At 40.5% G+C, this 19,535-nt stretch carries 17 protein-coding genes; 5 read left to right on the forward strand and 12 right to left on the reverse strand.

The genetic code is table 11. The features are described from left to right. Nucleotides 1-54: 54 nt before the first annotated feature. Together citZ and IMZ31_RS14120 are read right to left on the reverse strand one after the other, a co-directional pair. Entirely contained in the window at nt 55-1,170 is a 1,116-nt protein-coding gene (gene citZ / locus IMZ31_RS14115) for a citrate synthase (RefSeq protein WP_207527960.1), read from the reverse strand. Between the two features lie 345 nt (nt 1,171-1,515). Continuing rightward, nucleotides 1,516-1,989 (reverse strand): DUF441 domain-containing protein, encoded by a 474-nt coding sequence (locus IMZ31_RS14120; protein WP_036784426.1) that lies wholly within the window; start codon nt 1,987-1,989, stop codon nt 1,516-1,518. Nucleotides 1,990-2,125: 136 nt separating this feature from the next. Here IMZ31_RS14120 and ytvI point away from each other — a divergent pair, with 136 nt between their 5' ends. Beyond that, nucleotides 2,126-3,259 (forward strand): sporulation integral membrane protein YtvI, encoded by a 1,134-nt coding sequence (gene ytvI, locus IMZ31_RS14125; RefSeq protein ID WP_207527961.1) that lies wholly within the window; start codon nt 2,126-2,128, stop codon nt 3,257-3,259. Nucleotides 3,260-3,337: 78 nt separating this feature from the next. Here ytvI and IMZ31_RS14130 read toward each other — a convergent pair whose 3' ends face one another. The 8 genes from IMZ31_RS14130 to dnaE all read right to left on the reverse strand — a co-directional run bounded on the left by IMZ31_RS14130 (nt 3,338) and on the right by dnaE (nt 15,180). After that, entirely contained in the window at nt 3,338-3,730 is a 393-nt protein-coding gene (locus IMZ31_RS14130; RefSeq protein WP_207527962.1) for an FxsA family protein, read from the reverse strand. Nucleotides 3,731-3,925: 195 nt separating this feature from the next. Further along, nucleotides 3,926-5,692, reverse strand: a complete 1,767-nt coding sequence (pyk, locus tag IMZ31_RS14135; RefSeq protein ID WP_207527963.1) for a pyruvate kinase — start codon at nt 5,690-5,692, stop codon at nt 3,926-3,928. A 74-nt stretch (nt 5,693-5,766) separates the two neighbouring features. Beyond that, nucleotides 5,767-6,726: a 6-phosphofructokinase gene (pfkA, locus tag IMZ31_RS14140; RefSeq protein WP_188654363.1), complete on the reverse strand. Its 960-nt coding sequence runs from the start codon at nt 6,724-6,726 to the stop codon at nt 5,767-5,769. A gap of 471 nt (nt 6,727-7,197) precedes the next feature. Next, entirely contained in the window at nt 7,198-8,154 is a 957-nt protein-coding gene (accA, locus tag IMZ31_RS14145) for an acetyl-CoA carboxylase carboxyl transferase subunit alpha (protein ID WP_207527964.1), read from the reverse strand. Beyond that, complete coding sequence (accD, locus tag IMZ31_RS14150; protein ID WP_207527965.1) at nt 8,151-9,011, reverse strand: acetyl-CoA carboxylase, carboxyltransferase subunit beta; 861 nt, start codon at nt 9,009-9,011, stop codon at nt 8,151-8,153. Before accD ends, accA begins: the two co-directional genes overlap by 4 nt. Nucleotides 9,012-9,099: 88 nt before the next feature. After that, nucleotides 9,100-9,729: a FadR/GntR family transcriptional regulator gene (locus tag IMZ31_RS14155; protein ID WP_207527966.1), complete on the reverse strand. Its 630-nt coding sequence runs from the start codon at nt 9,727-9,729 to the stop codon at nt 9,100-9,102. A gap of 55 nt (nt 9,730-9,784) precedes the next feature. Next, nucleotides 9,785-11,029, reverse strand: a complete 1,245-nt coding sequence (locus tag IMZ31_RS14160; RefSeq protein ID WP_207527967.1) for an NADP-dependent malic enzyme — start codon at nt 11,027-11,029, stop codon at nt 9,785-9,787. 818 nt (nt 11,030-11,847) lie between these two features. Further along, entirely contained in the window at nt 11,848-15,180 is a 3,333-nt protein-coding gene (gene dnaE, locus IMZ31_RS14165; protein ID WP_207527968.1) for a DNA polymerase III subunit alpha, read from the reverse strand. A gap of 140 nt (nt 15,181-15,320) precedes the next feature. Here dnaE and IMZ31_RS14170 point away from each other — a divergent pair, with 140 nt between their 5' ends. The 3 genes from IMZ31_RS14170 (at nt 15,321) to IMZ31_RS14180 (ending at nt 16,492) form a co-directional block, all read left to right on the forward strand. After that, nucleotides 15,321-15,653, forward strand: a complete 333-nt coding sequence (locus IMZ31_RS14170; protein ID WP_036784409.1) for a sporulation membrane protein YtrH — start codon at nt 15,321-15,323, stop codon at nt 15,651-15,653. After that, complete coding sequence (ytrI, locus tag IMZ31_RS14175; protein ID WP_207527969.1) at nt 15,653-16,171, forward strand: sporulation membrane protein YtrI; 519 nt, start codon at nt 15,653-15,655, stop codon at nt 16,169-16,171. Before IMZ31_RS14170 ends, ytrI begins: the two co-directional genes overlap by 1 nt. A gap of 99 nt (nt 16,172-16,270) precedes the next feature. Beyond that, entirely contained in the window at nt 16,271-16,492 is a 222-nt protein-coding gene (locus tag IMZ31_RS14180) for a YtzJ family protein (RefSeq protein ID WP_207527970.1), read from the forward strand. A 260-nt stretch (nt 16,493-16,752) separates the two neighbouring features. Here the strand turns inward: IMZ31_RS14180 and IMZ31_RS14185 are convergent, their stop codons facing one another. After that, a complete protein-coding gene (locus tag IMZ31_RS14185; RefSeq protein ID WP_207527971.1) occupies nt 16,753-17,706 on the reverse strand; it encodes a DHH family phosphoesterase in 954 nt (317 codons plus the stop codon). 128 nt (nt 17,707-17,834) lie between these two features. Here IMZ31_RS14185 and IMZ31_RS14190 point away from each other — a divergent pair, with 128 nt between their 5' ends. Further along, nucleotides 17,835-18,128: a YtpI family protein gene (locus IMZ31_RS14190; protein WP_207527972.1), complete on the forward strand. Its 294-nt coding sequence runs from the start codon at nt 17,835-17,837 to the stop codon at nt 18,126-18,128. A gap of 50 nt (nt 18,129-18,178) precedes the next feature. Here IMZ31_RS14190 and IMZ31_RS14195 read toward each other — a convergent pair whose 3' ends face one another. Further along, nucleotides 18,179-19,492, reverse strand: coding sequence for a DRTGG domain-containing protein (locus IMZ31_RS14195; protein WP_207527973.1), 1,314 nt, complete (start codon nt 19,490-19,492; stop codon nt 18,179-18,181). Nucleotides 19,493-19,535: the final 43 nt, after the last annotated feature.

Here is a 19,535-nt window from a genome sequence, read left to right on the forward strand (position 1 = left end):
AGACTTATATGAGTATAACCACTCTAAGCCCGCCCTTTATGCTATTTTCATAGATTAGCGATTTTCAATTGCTGTATACGTTTGCCCAGTTGGACCTGTGTAATCAGCACGTGGACGAATCAGGCGATTGTCTTCATACTGCTCTAGAATGTGTGCCAACCAACCTGACGTACGACTCACAGCAAATAGAGGCGTGAACAGGTCATGATCAATTCCAAGACTATGATAGACTGACGCAGAATAGAAATCTACGTTTGCTGGAAGCCCTTTGTGCTCTTTAATATAATCTTCGATTTTCACAGACATGTTATACCACTTTGAATTACCTGTAAGTTCAGTAAGTTCACGTGACATTTCTTTTAAATGTTTCGCTCGTGGATCACCACTTTGATAGACTCGGTGCCCCATACCCATAATCTTTTCTTTGTTTTCAAGTTTCTCTTTAATAGCATCGATTGCATGATCTTCATCACCAATCTCTGTTAACATTTTCATTACGCGCTCATTCGCTCCACCGTGTAATGGACCCTTTAAAGCACCGATCGCTGCTGTCATACCGCTATAAATATCTGAAAGTGTCGCTACACATACACGAGCTGTAAAGGTAGAAGCGTTTAACTCATGGTCAGCATGAAGTACTAATGCTTTATTGATCGCTTCAATTTCCAGATCTTTTGGCTCTTCTCCATTTAGCATGTACAAGAAGTTCGCTGCAAAGCTTAAGCCTTCTTTAGGCTGAACAGGTTCTTGTCCTCTTCTGATGCGAGCAAACGCGGTTACGACTGCTGGCATTTTAGCCTGTATGCGAATCGCTTTACGCTTATTAGCGTTCTCTTCCATCACATCTGATTCTTCATCATTCAGACCTAAAATAGAAACAGCTGTGCGCAATGCTGCCATAGGATGAACCGATTCCAGATCATATGATTTCAAATGGTCGATTACGGATTGAGGAATCGCCATCTCTCTATTTAATTCACCTTTAAACTGATCCAGCTCATCTTTAGTCGGTAACTGCTTATTCCAAAGAAGGTAAATAACCTCTTCGAAACTAGAGTTCTGAGCTAAATCATCAATGTTGTACCCCACATAGGTAAGCTGATCATTAATAATTGAACTAATAGAGGATTCCGTTGCAATAATCCCTTCTAAACCTTTTGTAGCTGCCATTGATACTCTCTCCTTTTTCCCTAATTTTTCCCCGTATACGTTCTCTATGTAAACCCGAGAAAACGCTTAACATATTTATTAAAAAATTTTCAGGATATCATCCCCATAAACAATTATAAACAAATATCAGATTTTTGTGAAATGAAACCGTTTAATTTTCTGAAAAAATCTAAAACGGATATGGTAACAATTCCTCTATATCAAGTGGTTAAAACATCTATTTTCCTTATATTTCTACTTTTTTATTTGTGCCAAACAAAAAATCCTGATATAGGACTCCATTATCATAAGACTATAAAAAAGGAAGTTCTTGGTGTACAAGAACTTCCCGAATGTTGCTAGCTATTAGAATAATTTAACAATCCCATCCACTAATCTCATTGCCATATATGCAATCCCCGCACCGATAAGGGGGCCTACAGCTACACCATTGAAGAAAACGACAGCAAGAATCGTTCCGATAATTAACGCAGTAGTTAATTGTGGGTCACTAGCGAGCAAACTTAATCCATCACGTGCCACAAATGCCACGAACATACCTGCACCTAAACAGATCCACGCATAATATGACTTTACGCTTCCAGCAAGCTCCTTAAAGCCGATTTCTCCTGTGGCAATTGGAATTAAAACAGAAATTGTAATAATGGTAACACCGATGCTCATTCCTTTTGATTCAAAGAACGGAAACACCTTTTCATCTAACTTAAATAGCTTTAATCCAGCTAATACATACACAGCGATCATTATAGATTGATTTTTTCCAATAAGTCCTAATAAGAATAATATAAGTAAGAAAATAGTAGACTGTGATATAACCATTTGTTCCCCTCCAAATTTACTTTTCAGCAAAAACCAAATGTAATCTTATCACACCCTAATTAAATTGAACAAAGTGTCACGTTCGTTCATCACTACAGTCAGATGCAACTCACTATAAAGGAGGCAAGTTAAAGGAATGGACAAGGACCAGGCGTGGCTTTTACTCTCACGTATCATAAGAAGTCTAGTAGTTGGGTTTATTGTGGCCGCAAGTATCTTTACCACAATATTATTATGGACGTACCTCTATCCTTTTATTATTGCTTTAACCATTGCTTATTTGATTAATCCTTTGGTTACTATTTTAGAAGACAAAACCCATGCTCCTCGAAGCTTGGCAGTGTTTATCGCCATCTTGCTTATGTTAGGAGCCATCATTGGTATCATAACACTGCTTGTCGTTGAACTTATTGATGGTTTCACTTATTTAGGAATGCAGCTTCCAGAACACTTTAGAACCTTAATTTCATATCTTGAAAATCTCCTGACCTATCAAATTGTCCCTTTATACGAACGAATAACTTCTATTATGAATACATTAGACGCAACCCAACAACAAGAGATTATCATACAAATTCAAAATGTTGGAGCTAACATTGCTCAAAGCGGGGCAGAACTGCTAGGAGATGTATTAAATGCCATTCCATCCTACCTAAAGAAGCTACCGAACTTTGCTACTGTATTAATTTTTTCCTTGCTAGGAACTTTCTTTATCAGTAAGGACTGGTATAAGCTCACCTTACGAATTAAACAACTCACCCCATCTAAGGTAGCAGAATCAAGCGTGAGCGTCTTTAATGGCCTACAAAAAGCTCTATTAGGCTTTATAAAAGCACAGTTCACACTTATATCCATTACGGCCTTTATCGTGCTGATTGGTCTTCTTATTCTTCGCGTTGAATATGCGGTAACCATCGCCATTCTAACAGGTGCTGTTGATCTATTACCTTATTTGGGTACAGGTTTTGTATTTGTTCCATGGATTGTCTATATGTTCTTTACTGGAAATTACTTCTTAACAATCGGTTTATCTGTGTTATATACCATTGTCATTGTACAGCGACAAATGATGGAGCCAAAAGTCTTATCTACAAATATTGGCTTAGATCCACTTGCAACGTTAATGGCTTTATTTGTGGGTTTTCAACTTTTTGGATTCTTAGGATTGATCATAGGTCCCGTCTCGCTTGTTATGGTAAATACCCTCCACCAAAGCGGCGTTTTCAAAGAGGTATGGGCTTATATAATCGGAAAAACCACTTCTTCATAATTTGGGGGCTAATAGAATGAAAAAAGTCCAGAGTCTGTCTCTGGACTTTTTAAAGTATATTATTAAAATCTTATTGTTTTATCTTCTGAAGATTGTAATCGTTCCATTCTCCATCATTCGCTTCACAGCTTTTTGCAATGAGCGCTTCAATGGGGTACGAGTGATTGGGAGAAGGAGGATAAAGCCAATTGCATCCGTTATAAAACCGGGAGTAAATAACACAACAGCACCAATTAATATACAAATTCCATCAAAGATCTCTTCCTGCGGAACTATACCTCTTTGAACGTTATCTCTTGCTCGATTGAGCGTTTCCATCCCTTGCCTTTTAGCTAAGAACGCTCCAAGTATGCCGGTAGCAATAATAAGCAGAATGACCCACCAAGGCCCAACAAGATTGCCAGCCCAAACCAAGACACCAATCTCAAGTGCAGGTACAACTAAAATAAATAGTAATAGCCATCGAAACACAAAAATCTCCCTTTCACCTAAAACTTAAACTTTATCTTTATTATACATTAAAACCTTTTGTAATCCTAACGTGCTCATTCTTCATTAATAATCAGATGACAAGCTCGCTTGGCTATAGTCGCTACTAATTATGAACCTGACTCATAAATCCCCACAAAAAAGAGACCCGGAAACCCGGGTCTCTTTAATTCAATCTTATAGTACGCTAGCATGACCTTGATAGATGTCACCGCGTGCAGAATCAATTGTAATTTCATCTCCATCGTTCACAATTGTAGTCGCATCTGAAACTCCAACGATAACTGGAATTCCTAGGCTTAATCCTACTACAGCTGCGTGAGAAGTTAGTCCACCTTCTTGAGTAACAAGACCGCTTGCTTTTTCAATCGCAGGCATCATTTCTTTGTCTGTACCAATTGTAACAAGAATGTCTCCCTCTTCCACTTTGCTGTTTGCTTCTTCTGCTGTTTTAGCAACAACTACTTTACCGAAAGCTGATTTCTTGCCAATTCCTTGACCTTTCGTTACAACATCACCTACTACGTGAACTTTCATAAGGTTTGTTGTACCACTTTCGCCAACTGGTACACCAGCAGTGATAATTACGCGGTCACCACGGTTGAACGCCCCAGTCTTAAGACCGTTATCGATCGCTTTTGTCAGCATGTCGTCTGTAGACTCAGAACGGTCGCCTAATACAGCATGAACTCCCCATACAAGAGAAAGCATGCGCTGTACGCGCTCGTCAGAAGTAACAGCTACAAGCGGTGCTTTTGGACGATATTTAGAGATCATTTTAGCCGTATAGCCACTTTCTGTTGGAGTTAGGATTGCCGCTACATCTAAGTTCATAGCTGTATGAGTAACAGATTGGCTAATAGCGTCAGTAATCGTCATATCGCTTGTACGAGAAAGGTTACTTAAAATCATTTGGTGATCAATTGCAGATTCAGCACGTAACGCAATATTATTCATTGTCGTTACAGCTTCTACCGGATAGCTACCTGCAGCTGTTTCACCACTAAGCATGATGGCATCTGTACCATCGAAAATCGCGTTAGCTACGTCACTTGCCTCTGCGCGCGTAGGACGTGGGTTACGTTGCATAGAATCAAGCATTTGTGTAGCAGTGATTACTGGCTTACCAGCTGTATTACATTGACGGATTAGTTCTTTCTGTACAAGAGGCACCTCTTCTGCAGGGATTTCTACACCTAGGTCACCACGTGCAACCATAAGACCGTCACTTACTTCTAGAATTTCTTTGATATTGTCTACGCCTTCTTGGTTTTCAATCTTTGGAATGATTTGAATGTGATTAGCGTCATGTTTTTCTAATAGTTCACGAATTTCAAGAACATCAGATGCACGACGAACGAAAGATGCCGCGATAAAGTCTACACCTTGTTCGATACCAAATACGATGTCAGCTGCGTCTTTATCTGTGATACCAGGCAAGTTTACGCTCACGTTTGGAACGTTTACACCTTTTTTGTTCTTAAGTGGGCCAGAGTTTAGGATACGAGTACGGATCTCATTTTGCTCTTTTAACACTTCAAGTACTTCTAATTCAACTAATCCATCGTCTAAAAGAATCTTTCCTCCAACGTGAACATCGTTGATTAGTCCAGGATACGTTACAGCAAAACGATTTTCATCACCTTCAAGCTCTTCATCCATAGATACATTGATTTCAGAACCTTTCTCAAGGTGGATCTCGCCCTCTTTAAGTTTACCTGTACGGATTTCCGGTCCTTTTGTATCCAAAAGAACGGCTACCGTATTTCCTGTTTGCTTTGCAGCTTCACGGATGTTTTGAATACGTGCTCCGTGCTCATCGAAATCTCCGTGAGAGAAGTTAAGACGTGCCACGTTCATTCCTGAATTCATTAGCTCCGTTAATTGTTCAACGCTCTCAGACGCTGGTCCAATTGTACATACAATCTTTGTTTTCTTTTTCATTGCAATGGTCCTCCTCAAAAGTCTTCATTTTATCGTTCAAACTGAGATCGTTCCCACAGCCCTCGAGGATATTTCTATATTGATAATTCCTGAGATAGCTTATACATGTCTAAGTCAAGTTCATGTTTCGTGTTTAGAGCTTCGATGATGTCATGATCAACTAGCTTATTGTTCTGAATCCCAACCATGCGTCCAGCTTTTCCTTCAATAAGAAGATCAACAGCTTTTGCTCCTAAACGACTTGCTAACACACGATCATACGCTGTTGGTGAACCACCGCGTTGCGTGTGTCCAAGAACCGTAACTCGTGTTTCAAGATCAGTTGCATCCTTGATACGTTGTCCGTAATCAAAGCCTGAACCAACACCCTCAGCTACTAAGATAATACTGTGTTTCTTGCCACGTTCATGGCCACGTTTTAAACGCTCGACAATATCTTCAAAGTTATCATCCACCTCAGGGATAATAATACTTTCAGCTCCATCTGCTAATCCAGCCCAAAGGGCAATGTCACCAGCGTCTCTTCCCATTACTTCGATAACGTAAGTACGCTCATGTGATGTAGCAGTGTCACGAATTTTATCAATGGCCTCAATTACAGTATTTAGAGCTGTATCAAAACCAATTGTAAAATCAGTAGCAGGAATATCGTTGTCAATTGTACCAGGCACACCAATACATGGGTAACCTGCTTCTGTAAGTTTTTTAGCACCCATAAATGAGCCGTCACCACCAATGACAACTAACCCTTCAATACCGTGTTTCTTTAACTGATCAATACCTTTTTGACGGCCTTCTGGTGTCTTGAAATCATCACAACGAGCGGTATAAAGCATTGTACCACCCCGTTGAATAATATCACCAACAGAACCCAGTTCCATTTTCTCGATATTACCGTCAATTAGTCCTTGATATCCATAGTAGATTCCATAAACTTCAATACCATGGTAGATACTTTTACGAACGACTGAACGAATCGCAGCGTTCATTCCGGGAGCATCTCCCCCACTAGTTAACACACCTATTTTTTTCATTGCGATCACCTCATATAACGATCAATGTTTTTAATAGCACTGAATGTAGTAAGTATGATTCATATATTGTCGAAACGTGTGTAGCTTTCTCCCTATTCAAAGATACTGCTAAACCTGACGTTTGACAACCATAAACCTACCTTGAATAAAAGTTTCAACATCAGGAATCTTCTGAAAATAGTATTCCCATATGTATCATATATCTAAAACCCTTTTTACGTAAAAAAGGGCATAAAACTAAATTTAGCCGAAAATTGTGGGTTATATCCCCCATAACCGCTAATTGAATGAGCTCTCAGTAACATACATAAGTCAGTAGGCAAGAACTTACTTTACCATTCTTCACGAAATTTGTCGATCATAGCCCAAAAGAGAACCTTTTAGAATATGAAAAGGGATGCCTCTCCACTTAAGACCGTAACGTTACCTAAGACGTTACGCCTCATTAGACATCCCCACCATACAGAAAGACTACAACGTTGAGTAGTCTCCAATCTGCTTATATTTTTCCCATCTCTTCTCAAGTAATTCCTCTTTTGATAAATCAGATAGGTCTTGTAAAGACTGATCTAGGACTTGATCAATTTCAGCTGCTTGAGCAGCTACATCACGATGGGCTCCACCTTTTAGCTCAGGGATAATATCATCAATAACTTGGAGCTTCTTCAGATCATAAGACGTAATCATCATCGTTTCTGCAGCTTTTTGAGCTAATCCCGAGTCTTTCCAAAGAAGAGCAGCCGCGCCTTCCGGGGAGATAACTGAGTAAGTTGAGTTTTCAAGCATATGAATCCGATCGCCAACTCCTAGCGCAAGGGCTCCACCACTTCCGCCCTCGCCAATAACGATGCAAATGATCGGTACTCGTAGACCTGCCATTTCCATCAAGTTTCTAGCGATTGCTTCGCTTTGTCCTCGCTCTTCAGCTGCTTTACCAGGGTAAGCACCCTTCGTGTCAATAAAACAGATGATAGGACGGTTAAATTTCTCTGCTTGCTTCATATGACGCAAAGCTTTTCGGTAACCTTCCGGATGTGGCATGCCGAAATTGCGTCTAATGTTTTCTTTCGTATCTTTTCCACGTTGGTGTCCAATTACTGTGACAGGTTTGCCCTTATACTTTGCCACACCTGATACGATTGCTTCATCATCACCATATAAACGATCGCCATGGAATTCCAAGAAATGAGTAAACAATTCTTTCACATAGTCAAGTGTCGTGGGACGCTCTGCGTGACGAGCCATTTGCACGCGATCCCATGGCTTCATGTTTCCATAAACATCTTCTTCTAGCTTTACTAACCGTTGTTCTAAGGTTTCAATTTCAGTAGTTAAATCCATATCACTTTCCGTTGTGAATTTTTTTAATTCTGCAATCTTCTCCCTTAGTTCCATAACTGGCTTTTCAAACTCTAAAACCTGTTTCACGATGGTTGGTCACCTCCCTCATGAATGTCCAATAAGGTAGTTAGAACTTCTTTCATATCTTGACGATCAATCACCTGATCCAGGTGACCATGCTTTAAAAGAAACTCTGCTGTTTGAAAATCTTCTGGAAGCTCTTCACGAATTGTTTGTTCAATAATTCTTCGGCCAGCAAATCCAATCAAAGCGCCTGGTTCTGCAAAGTTATAATCTCCAATTGAAGCAAAGCTTGCCGACACACCACCTGTTGTAGGGTGGGTCATAACAGAGATCATTAGACCTCCCGATTCACTGAATCGTTTAATAGCTACAGAAGTTTTAGTCATTTGCATCAGGCTTAAAACACCTTCTTGCATCCGAGCACCACCACTAGCTGTAAATATAATAAACGGGATCTGTTGCTCTTTTGCTTTTTCAATAGCTCGAGCGATTTTTTCTCCCACAACAGAGCCCATACTTCCCATACGAAAACGAGAGTCCATAACAGCAAAAGCCGTTTCAAAGCCCTGCATTTTTCCTTTACCAGTAACAACAGCTTCGTTTAGGCCTGTTTTCTCACGATCTTTCTCTACCTTTTCTAGGTAATCTGGGAAGCCTAGCGGGTTTTCCGTTATAATATTTTGATCCCATTCTTCAAAAGTATGTTCATCAAACAAACTATCAATTCGTTCTTTCGCTGTCATTTGATGATGGAAAGAACAGTTTGGGCAGACATTTAAATTCTTTTTCAATTCTTTACGGTAAAAGATTTTATGACAATTAGGACATTTTTGCATCAACCCTTCGGGGATCTCTTGCTTTGCTTCTTCCCGAGGTATGGATGCGTACTTTTTCTTCTTGCTAAAAAAATCTTTAAGCAAGGTGATTCCTCCTTTAGGACATATAAAGCCTGTCTACCTTTTCACTTTAACGAAATTTTTTAAAAAGTGTTGTAGAATTTTGTCTTGATCATTTCGACATTTTCTCCTGATAGAGTTGTGCACAGAGTGTTTCTATCCGTTTGTCGTCCTTGGCTTGAAGGGCATCAATAAGTGCTTTATATAAATCTATATCGTAAACGGGTTTGTGGAATGTACGTGAAAACTCTTCCATTAAGCGCCATATTTTAAGTAATAGTTGGTTTTCGCCAACGTCAAAGATCGTATAAAAAAAGTCGTAATGAAACGTTTCAGAGCCAGCCTCAAATAGCCGTACATGCTCTTGTAATGTTTGGATATCCTGGTCACTTAATTGATCCATAGCGATTTTAGAAGCTTCTTTCTCAATTAATTGTTTCGTCGACTTTAAATTCTCTTTCGTTTTTGCTTCTTGAAGTATAAAAGCAGACAAGATCTCAACCATATGATAAGGGCGATAAGAACTTAAAAACGTTCCCTCTCCCCTTCTCGTTTCAATTAAACCTAAAAGCTCCATCGCACGGAGAGCCTCTCGAACCGAAGAGCGTCCAGCGCCCAACTGTTCTGAGAGCTCTCGTTCTGATGGAAGCTTATCTCCTGGTGAGAGTTTATTTAGATCGATTAAGCGTCTGATTTCCTTCAATACCTCTTCGTACACTTTAGATTTAGATGGTATTGTCACGGATCAGGCTCACTCCTTTGATCATAATCCTATAAGAGATTGCTTACTTCTAAACCTATTCGTTTTCTTCATCAATTAAAGCAAGCTGACGCGTTTTCTCTGCTACTTCTTCAGGGTCAACCTGATGACGAGCCACACCTGACTCCATAGCTGCTTTAGCTACCGCCGCTGCAACAGCAGGGGCCACTCTTGTATCGAATGGTGCAGGAATAACGTAGTCTGTGTGAAGTTCTTCTTCACTAACTAAAGAAGCGATCGCCTCCGCAGCAGCAATCTTCATTTTTTCATTAATTCTAGTAGCTCGTACATCAAGAGCTCCACGGAAAATACCAGGGAATGCTAAAACATTATTAACCTGGTTTGGGAAGTCAGAACGGCCTGTCCCAATGACGCTTGCTCCAGCATTCTTTGCATCTTCTGGCATAATTTCAGGTTCTGGGTTTGCCATGGCAAATATAATTGGGTCATCATTCATATTCTCAACCATTTCCTTAGAAAGTAATCCTCCTACAGATACTCCTACGAAAACATCTGCCCCTTGCATGACATCAGATAGCTCGCCTTCTATACGGTCTTTATTCGTCATCTTAGCAATCTCATCTTTAACATCGTTCATCCCATAACTGCGCCCTTCAAAAATGGCCCCTTTTGAATCACACATGATAATATCACGAACACCGAAATGGTAAAGGAGCTTAATGATCGCAATACCAGCAGCACCAGCACCGTTTGCCACTACTTTAATATCAGACCACTTCTTGCCTGATAGCTTCAATGCGTTCATTAGACCAGCTACGGTCACGATTGCTGTACCATGTTGATCATCGTGGAAAATAGGAATATTCGTTTCCTTCTTTAAACGTTCTTCTATAATGAAACAGTTCGGAGCAGCAATATCTTCGAGATTCACCCCACCAAAAGTTGGTTCCATTAACTTAACAGTCTGTACAATTTGATCCACATCATTCGTCCCCAAGCAAATTGGGAACGCATCAACACCTGCGAAACTTTTAAATAAAGCCGCTTTCCCTTCCATAACTGGTAATGAAGCTTCTGCTCCAATATTACCTAAACCAAGCACAGCAGAACCGTCACTAACAACAGCTACCATGTTCCCTTTCATCGTATAATCATAGACCGCTTCCTTTTGGTCATAGATTTCTTTACAAGGCTCAGCCACTCCCGGTGAGTAAGCTAAACTTAAATCATTTTTATTTTTAACAGGAACCTTAGAATGCGTCGCAAGCTTCCCTTTATGAACCCGGTGCATATGAAGTGCCTCTTCACGTAAATTCGTCACCAAAACCCGCTCCTTTTTTGTAAAAAAACGTATTGTAAAAACCTTCACAAAGTGGTCTGACCACTAACCTACTTCATTATAACAAATCGATATGTTGTGTAAAGAGGAAAAGCGCAAGGGGCTTGCCCAGGGCCGTACGGATAAGTAAGCTGCTGCAAGTCTGCGCAGCAGACTGGAAGTAGATTGCTTATCTCGCTAGGCCCTAGCCCCTGGAGCTAGACAAGAAAAGCGCAGGCGGGTCGACCAAGGGCGTACGGATAAGCAAACTGCCGGAAGTGGCGATTAGCCACTGCAGGTAGGTTGCTTATCTCGCTAGCCCTTACCCGCCGGAGCTAGACACGAAAAGCGCAGGCGACTGTTCAGCAGAAAAGGAAGTTCGGTTAAGACCGGCACGTCCTGTGCCAACACCGAACTGACCTGCATCCTGCAGGCCCGCATAAGCAAGCTAACGGAAGTGGCAGAAGGCCACTGGAGTTAGATTGCTTATGACGCTAGGGGCTAGGAGCCGGAGCTAGACACTCGAAAAGCTTAAGGGGGCTGAAGTAGAGGAAGCTCGACTAAGACCGGCACGTCCTGTGCCAACGTCGAACGACCCCACGTCGTGTGGGGCCGGATAAGCAAACTGCCGGAAGTGGCGATTAGCCACTGCAGGTAGATTGCTTATCTCGCTAGCCCTTACCCGCCGGAGCTAGACAAGAAAAGCGCAGGCGACTGTTCAGCAAAAAGAGGAAGTTCGGTTAAACACGGCACGTCCTGTGCCAACACCGAACTGACCTGCATCCCGCAGGCCCGAGCTAGATCAAGTAAAGCGCAGACCGCTATTTCAACACAACGTTTGCGTCCCCTAGCTCATCCTCTAAAAGTTTGATGGCTTCTCGCTTTGGTTCAATAGCATACGAGATCCCTAACTGATAGGTCTCTTTTCGAACCGGATAATGAACAATAATCGGCACATTCCCTGGATACTGAGTCGAAATCTCCTTCACCTTTTTTAGGGTTGAATCTTTCTCATCTTGTATTTTTAAGAACAACCGACGGCTATCTGCTGAAGCTCTCCCTAACTCCTCTTCCTTGAAAGGCCCAATTTCCTCAAGGATCCACTGGAGTTTCCCATTCCTTTCTTCCATTCTCCCTACTATAAAAACGATCAGTTCTTCATCAAGCCACTGACGTACTTCTCTAAATAAATCAGGAAACACAACTGCTTCCATCTCCGTCTGCTCATCCCCTAGCGTTAGAAATGCCATTGGATCGCCTCTTTTTGTACGAATCACTTTTAATTCTTGTATGACTACACTGGCCTTCAATTGCTTTTTGCGAGCTGCTTGACTCGCTTCACGAAGCGACAAGAAACCGTTCTCTCTCAGTTGTTCTCGGTAGGAAGCCAATGGATGAGAAGAAATATACATCCCTAACACTTCTCTCTCCATCCCTAGCTGCTTCATTTTTGAGAAAGGTTCTACTTCAATATAGGATGCGCCAAGTTCAATTTCCTCGGTAAAAAAGGATTCCTGATCATTCGTTTCGCTAAATAATTCACCTTGTTCCATAGCATGGTCAACACTAGCTAACAAAGAGGCACGGTTACGATTTGTATCATCAAAACACCCTGCCAGAATAAGAGACTCAATCACGGGACGATTAACGACTGTAAGCGATACCCGTCTGCAGAAGTCGAACAAATGTTTGAATGGCTTTTCTTTACGAGACTGAATAATTTCCTTTAAGGCATTTCTTCCTACTCCTTTAATACTCCCAAGACCAATTCGTATGGATCCTCGCTCTACTGTATACTTCCCAAAGCTTTTGTTAACAGAAGGCGATAAAATTGGCACCGACAACTCTCTTGCCTCATTGACATAAGATTGAATGCGGTCACTTGAAACAGAGCTCATCAATGCTGCCATGAAATACGCTGGATAATGAGCTTTTATATAAGCGAGCTGATAGGATATTACACTGTAGGCTACCGCATGGCTACGGTTGAAGCCATAGTTTGAGAAGCTGATGATCCATTGAAACATCTGTTCTGCAACATCTGTTGTATAACCATTGACACTACAACCTTTAATAAATGCATTCTTTTGTTCTAATATGGCTTGTTCTTTCTTTTTACTCACAGCACGTCGAAGTAAGTCCGCTTGACCTAAAGAGAAACCTGCCATCTTATGAGCAATTTGCATAATTTGCTCTTGATATACAAGAACACCATAAGTCTTGTGCAAAATCGGTTGTAGATCCGGATGAGGATAGGTCACTTCTTCCTTGCCGTGCTTCCGATTAATATAGGTCTGAATAAATTCCATTGGACCTGGCCGATACAGGGCGTTTACAGCCACAATATCTTCAAAATGTGAAGGCTGTAACCTCTCTAGAACATCTCGCATCCCTTTAGATTCTAGCTGAAAAACGCCCGTAGTTTTTCCGTTTCGAAGGAGAGAAAATGTAGCTGGGTCCGAATATGATTCAAACGTAACACTGACTGACTCCTTCTTCTTAATGGATTCAGTCATCCGCTCTATGAGACTTAAGTTCCTAAGACCAAGAAAGTCCATTTTCAGTAGCCCAATTGCCTCTAATTCATTCATGGCAAACTGTGTAAGGGGGACACCATCATGACCACTTGTCAACGGAACATTCTTCATCAGAGGTTTCTGACTAATTACAACTCCTGCTGCGTGGGTTGATGCATGACGAGGAAGTCCTTCAAGCCTTGTTGCAATTCTAAAAAGCCTCTTTAACGTATCTGATTCTTGTATATATTCTTTTAATTCAGGAGAATCCTGAACAATCTCAACAACAGAACCTGAAGACTGTTGGGGGATGAACTTCATTAAGTATGCGGCTTCTTGTTGATCGATCCCCATTGTTTTAATGAGTTCTCTAATAACAGAGCGAGGCCCAAACGTCCCGAAAGTAATAATCTGAGCAACATGTTCTGACCCGTATTTTTGAGCGACATATTGAATGACTTCATCTCGTCGTACATCAGAGAAGTCGATATCAATATCCGGCATAGTAACACGATCAGGGTTTAAGAAACGTTCGAATAACAAATCATATTTAATTGGGTCTACATTTGTTATATATAGTAAATAAGCCACTAGAGAACCAGCTGCCGAACCTCTTCCTGGCCCTGTCATGATTTTCTCTTTCCGCGCATACGCCATAAAGTCCCAAACAATTAAAAAGTAATCACTAAACTGCATCGACTCAATTACGCTCAGCTCATAATTGAGTCGTTGCCTGACATGCTCGGAGGGGGTGCCATATCGTTGGCCCAGACCTTGTTCACAGAGAGATCTTAAATACTGATCAGATGTATCCTTTGTCGGAACAGGATAGTTTGGAAGCATCATTCGATCAAATGATAACGAAACACCGCAACGGTTAGCTATGTTTCTTGTTTCGGTCAGAAGTTCAGGCTTCCACTCACCGAATAGATTATACATGTCTTCAGAAGACCTGAAATGATGATGCTTTCGATCAGCAGACGGCTGCCCATCCCATTTAGTATTCGAACGAATGGATTGTAAACAGTCGTATGCATAGACGTCTTCTTCATTTAAATACCATACATCTTGCAAAGCAACCATCGGAACTCCTTCAGGCATCACTTCCTCAAGAGCTACGTGAAGGTGACGTTCTTCTTCTAAGCCATGATCCTCTACCCCTATGTAGAAATCACCGTCTTCAAAGTCCTTCTTCCAATTATTTAAAGATTCACTTAACCGATGCTCTTCATTATGAAGTATGAGTGGATGAAGGGAAGATTCATATATAGGCAATATTCCAATACAATCTTCTGTATAAGCATTTATCTCTCTTCGATCTAAGCCTTCTTGTTCACTCATTTGAAGATAACTGCTCAACTCTACTAACTTTTCATACCCGCGATTTGATTTGGCTAGCAATACAAGTTCTTCTGTACCACCTTCGTAAAATACAGGAACGGTTAAACCTATAATTGGTTTAACCCCATACCTCATACACGTTTGGTAAAAGGATACCGCTCCATACATCACTCCCTCATCTGTAAGAGCTAGAGATGTGAAACCTTGTTCCTTTGCTGTTGCCACTAACTTTTCTATTGTATTTGTGCTTCTCATCAGACTATATCCACTACGTACTTGTAGATGAACAAAATCCATATTAACTACCGCCTCATGGTCAAATTCTTTTATTCATTATAGCGCATCCTTCCTCTCAAACGAAACGATGGCATACTGCGTCTTTTTTCTCCATACATTTACTATAAGGCAGGTTGTACCATCCTGGAGGGGAGGATTGTATGGAAGAACGTTTCTTTGCAGCGATTTTTCAGTATTATTTCATTGCACTTGGGGTTATGATCGGTGGCACTTTAATCGGGACGATTGGAGCTTTCGCTGCCGGAGAAGCCCCTTTCACTTATATGGCCAGACTGGCAAAAAGCCTTCGAATATGGGCAATAGTAGCCGCCATTGGAGGTACATTCGATGCCATTACAAACTTTGAAAAAGGGTTTTATGATGGGTCTACGATCGATATATTTAAACAAATTATACTAATTTTATCGGCAATGGGTGGTGTCCAAACAGCCTTGTTAATTATTGAATGGCTTATTCAAGAGGAGGTATCTTAATGCATATCCCTCCTTATTACAAGAAAACAAGCTGGCAGAGATTTTTTGCAGGAGTCTTTATAGGTGGCATATTAGCTTTCGCGGTATTCTTATTCATGTATGGAACGCTTATGGAACAACGAATAGAAGAAAACGTGCGCTTACAAAGTGAGCTAACTACACTAGAAGATAATTATGAGATCTTAAACAAAGATAAAGAGGAATTAAACGAACAGCAAAAGAAATCAATTACAGTTCAAAGTATCGAAATCAGTTTTATAAATGAAAAAAAACTACTTTCTGAGCACAAATTAGATCGTCTCAGCGTATACAAATTAAGGGATATGGTAAGAAAGCAACTCCCTGACATTATTGGGCAAAACATTTCATCTTTATCAGAGAACACTAGCTTAGTCTACTCATCCATAGAAAACAGAAGCTATAAAGTGGACGATTCGACATATGAAGTTAAGATTGAGCGGTTGGTCATCGCTCCTACGTTTAAAGTGAGTTTAAAGATTGATTTTGTCAAAAACTAATGAACAATTTGTGAAAAATTCTGAAATCTGTAGTGTTATTGCCCGAATTTTTATACAATAAAGATAGAAACACATCATGACAAAAAAGGGGTGATGAATATGTTAATCATGAACCGAAAGCGTATGGTAGAAGATAAGTTGGATCGTCTTACGAAAGGTCAAACAGCCTACGCTGAGTCAAGAGAACTTATTCGATTAGTAAAACGCGAAATCGAAAACCGTCAAATCTCCGTCTTGATGGATGAAACAGATAGCGGTTGTTGGTTTATCCCTCAGGAGAATACTACTACGCCCTCTGATGAACAAATAGCACACATGTAACCTACGTCCTCAAACAAGCGAAACGTCCACATAGAATACAACCTTCCAATTATCTCTATTTATGCTTTAATTAAAGTAAACGATAGCGTCAGCACCCCAAACAGTAAATGGGCGTGCTTTTTTGTTTTTCTTGATAGAGTGACGCATGACTTATTTCTCATAACTTCAGTTACAAAAAAAGATTCACCTGAAGATAATCTCAAAAACATTAACAAATCCATCAAAAAGCCTGGAGAGGGTGATCTCCAGACTTTTTTGGTTTACTGGTCCTTCTTGTATTGAATACACACTTCATTTAAATCGGCAGCAACTTTATCAGTGTCAGCCCATGTCTTAACTGAAGCTCCTGAAGCCATAGGGTGACCACCACCATTATATTTAGCTGCGATTTCATTTACTACTGGACCTTTCGAGCGTAAGCGTACACGAATCTGATCCTCTTCTTCTACAAAAATCGCCCAAGCTAATACACCTTCAATATCACCAAGCGTACCGACCAATGCAGAAGTCTGCCTAGGCGTTACATTATATTGATCTAAGATATCTCTAGTTATTTTAACCGTACTGAGCCCTGTTTCAGCGACTGTAAAGTTTTGAAGTATATAACCTTTTAACCTGGCAATCTCATGCTCCGTAGTATATAACTGATCATATAGAGCTGGTCGGTTAAAGTTATACATAACAAGTTCAGCAGCATAACTGAACGTTTTCCCTGTTGCGCTCGGGAATAAGAATCTCCCAGTATCACCAACGATTCCGGCATAGATTAATCGCGCAGCTTCATCTGTCATTTTCAAACCATCTTCTTTAAAAGTGGTGTAAAATTCATAAATCAATTCAGAAGTTGAGCTCGCCTCAGTATCAACAAGTCGAACGTCCCCGTAAGGGTCCACATTAGGATGATGATCAATTTTAATAATTTTGTCCCCTTTTGAATATCGTTGGTCATCAACTCGGGCTTGATTTGCTGTATCACAAACGATGACTAGCGCATTTTCAAATACACCATCTTCAATCGTATCCATTTCAGTCAAGAAGGTGAGGGATGGATCGTCATCACCAACAAGGTAAACGTTTTTTTCAGGGAACGTTGCTCGAATGATTTCAGCTAACCCCCCTTGAGAACCAAGAGCGTCAGGATCTGGACGAACGTGACGATGTATAATGATGGTTTGATACTGTTGGATTAATTGAAATACTTCGGCTTTACTCATGAACAGAACTCCTTCTTAAATACTTTTATGTACTATTTAATCATACCGCTTTAAAAAGCGGTAGCATAACTTTACCAATATCGTTACAATAATAATAGTCTTACATTTTTGGTGAAAGGTCGATTCAAATGGTGATTATCCCGATTATTATCGTGCTTTCTTTAGCAATGTATCTACTCTACAAAGTACAGATTCTACGTTTAGGGGAAGACCCGTTAAAACAAGTGTATACCAATTCGAAAGCACGAATTGCTCTTGGATTATTTATGGTGTCGGTTTCCATGAACGTTTATATCGTTTATCAAACGAAATTAGCTCTTTATATTACCATTGTGTTTATTATCTTAGGTGGCGCTCAACTCGTCTACGGATATAAAACCACCCGATTTTACGGGAAACAACTAAAAGAACGGAGCAGTTAATAAAAAGTACCCGGTGTCCTTATTTAATTTATAGGAGATCGGGTACTTTTTTAACGATCTATGAGCTGTGCCATAAGCATCGCTTTCCCTACTAAGACTTTCTCATTGAAGACTTCCACATCAACCTTAGCAAACTTCCTCCCCACTTCTAATACTCGTGGTTTAATTTCAAGTGTACTATCAAGCTGAACAGGCTTTATAAAGTAAATCGATATATTCTCTACGACAAGATCTCCTTTTTTATAATGGTGAAGCAACCGACTACCAGCATCTACAACAAGAGAGGTAAACACTCCGTACGAAAGGGTTCCTAACTGATTGGTCATTTGCGGTGTCACACGAGTCTCATAAATCGTTTGTTCAAACAAATCTGAGGTCTCTTGTAGTTGGCTTGTCACCAAATCATCAATGGTTTCTCCCACTTGTGGTTGACGTTGTAATTGTTGCAACGCTTTTAACACATCTTGTCTTGAGATAATCCCTTTGAATTTATGGTACGCATCAACTACAGGCATGATCTCAATACCTTCCCAAACCATCATATGTGCAGCGTTAGCAAGAGAGGTCGTCGTTTGTACCGTCATTGGCTGCTTTGTCATCACTTTATCGATAAAAAGGGTAGATTCTTTTCCAATCACGTCCTTTGACGTCACCATTCCCACTACACGCATGTGCTGATCAATAACAGGGTAGCGGCTGTGCATCGTCTCTTCGTTAAATTCATGCCACCGACTTACTGGATCGTCTGGATGAAGATAAAAAGAGTGTTCAAAAGGAGTGTAAATGTCATCTACAAGAACAATTTCTTTCTTAATCAGTTGATCATAAATGGCGCGATTTATCATAGTAGCTACAGTGAAGGAATCGTAACTTGTTGAAATGATGGGGAGTTGCTTCTCATCTGCCAGACGTTTCACATGTTCTTCTGTGTCAAATCCACCTGTGATTAAAACAGCAGCCCCTTCTTTCAAAGCTAATTCATGCGCATTCGTTCGATTCCCAACGATCAACAAGGAACCTGCCTCTGTATAACGCATCATAGCTTCTAATTTCATCGCTCCAATGACAAACTTGTTCAGTGTTTTATACAAGCCTTCTCTTCCACCAAGCACTTGACCGTCCACGATGTTAATAATTTCAGCAAATGTAAGGCGTTCAATGTTTTCTTTCTTTTTTCTTTCAATCCGTATGGTCCCTACTCGTTCGATCGTACTTACTAGACCTTGGTTTTCAGCTTCTTTAATCGCCCTATATGCCGTTCCTTCACTTACTTCCAAGGCTTTTGCAATGCCTCGGACAGAAATCTTGGTACCAATCGACAGGGAGTCTATATGGTTTAATATTTGTTCATGCTTTGTTGCCAATCTAATTCACCATGCTTTCCGAACTATACAAACTGTACTAGTC

It is taken from the genome of Pontibacillus sp. ALD_SL1, assembly GCF_017355605.1.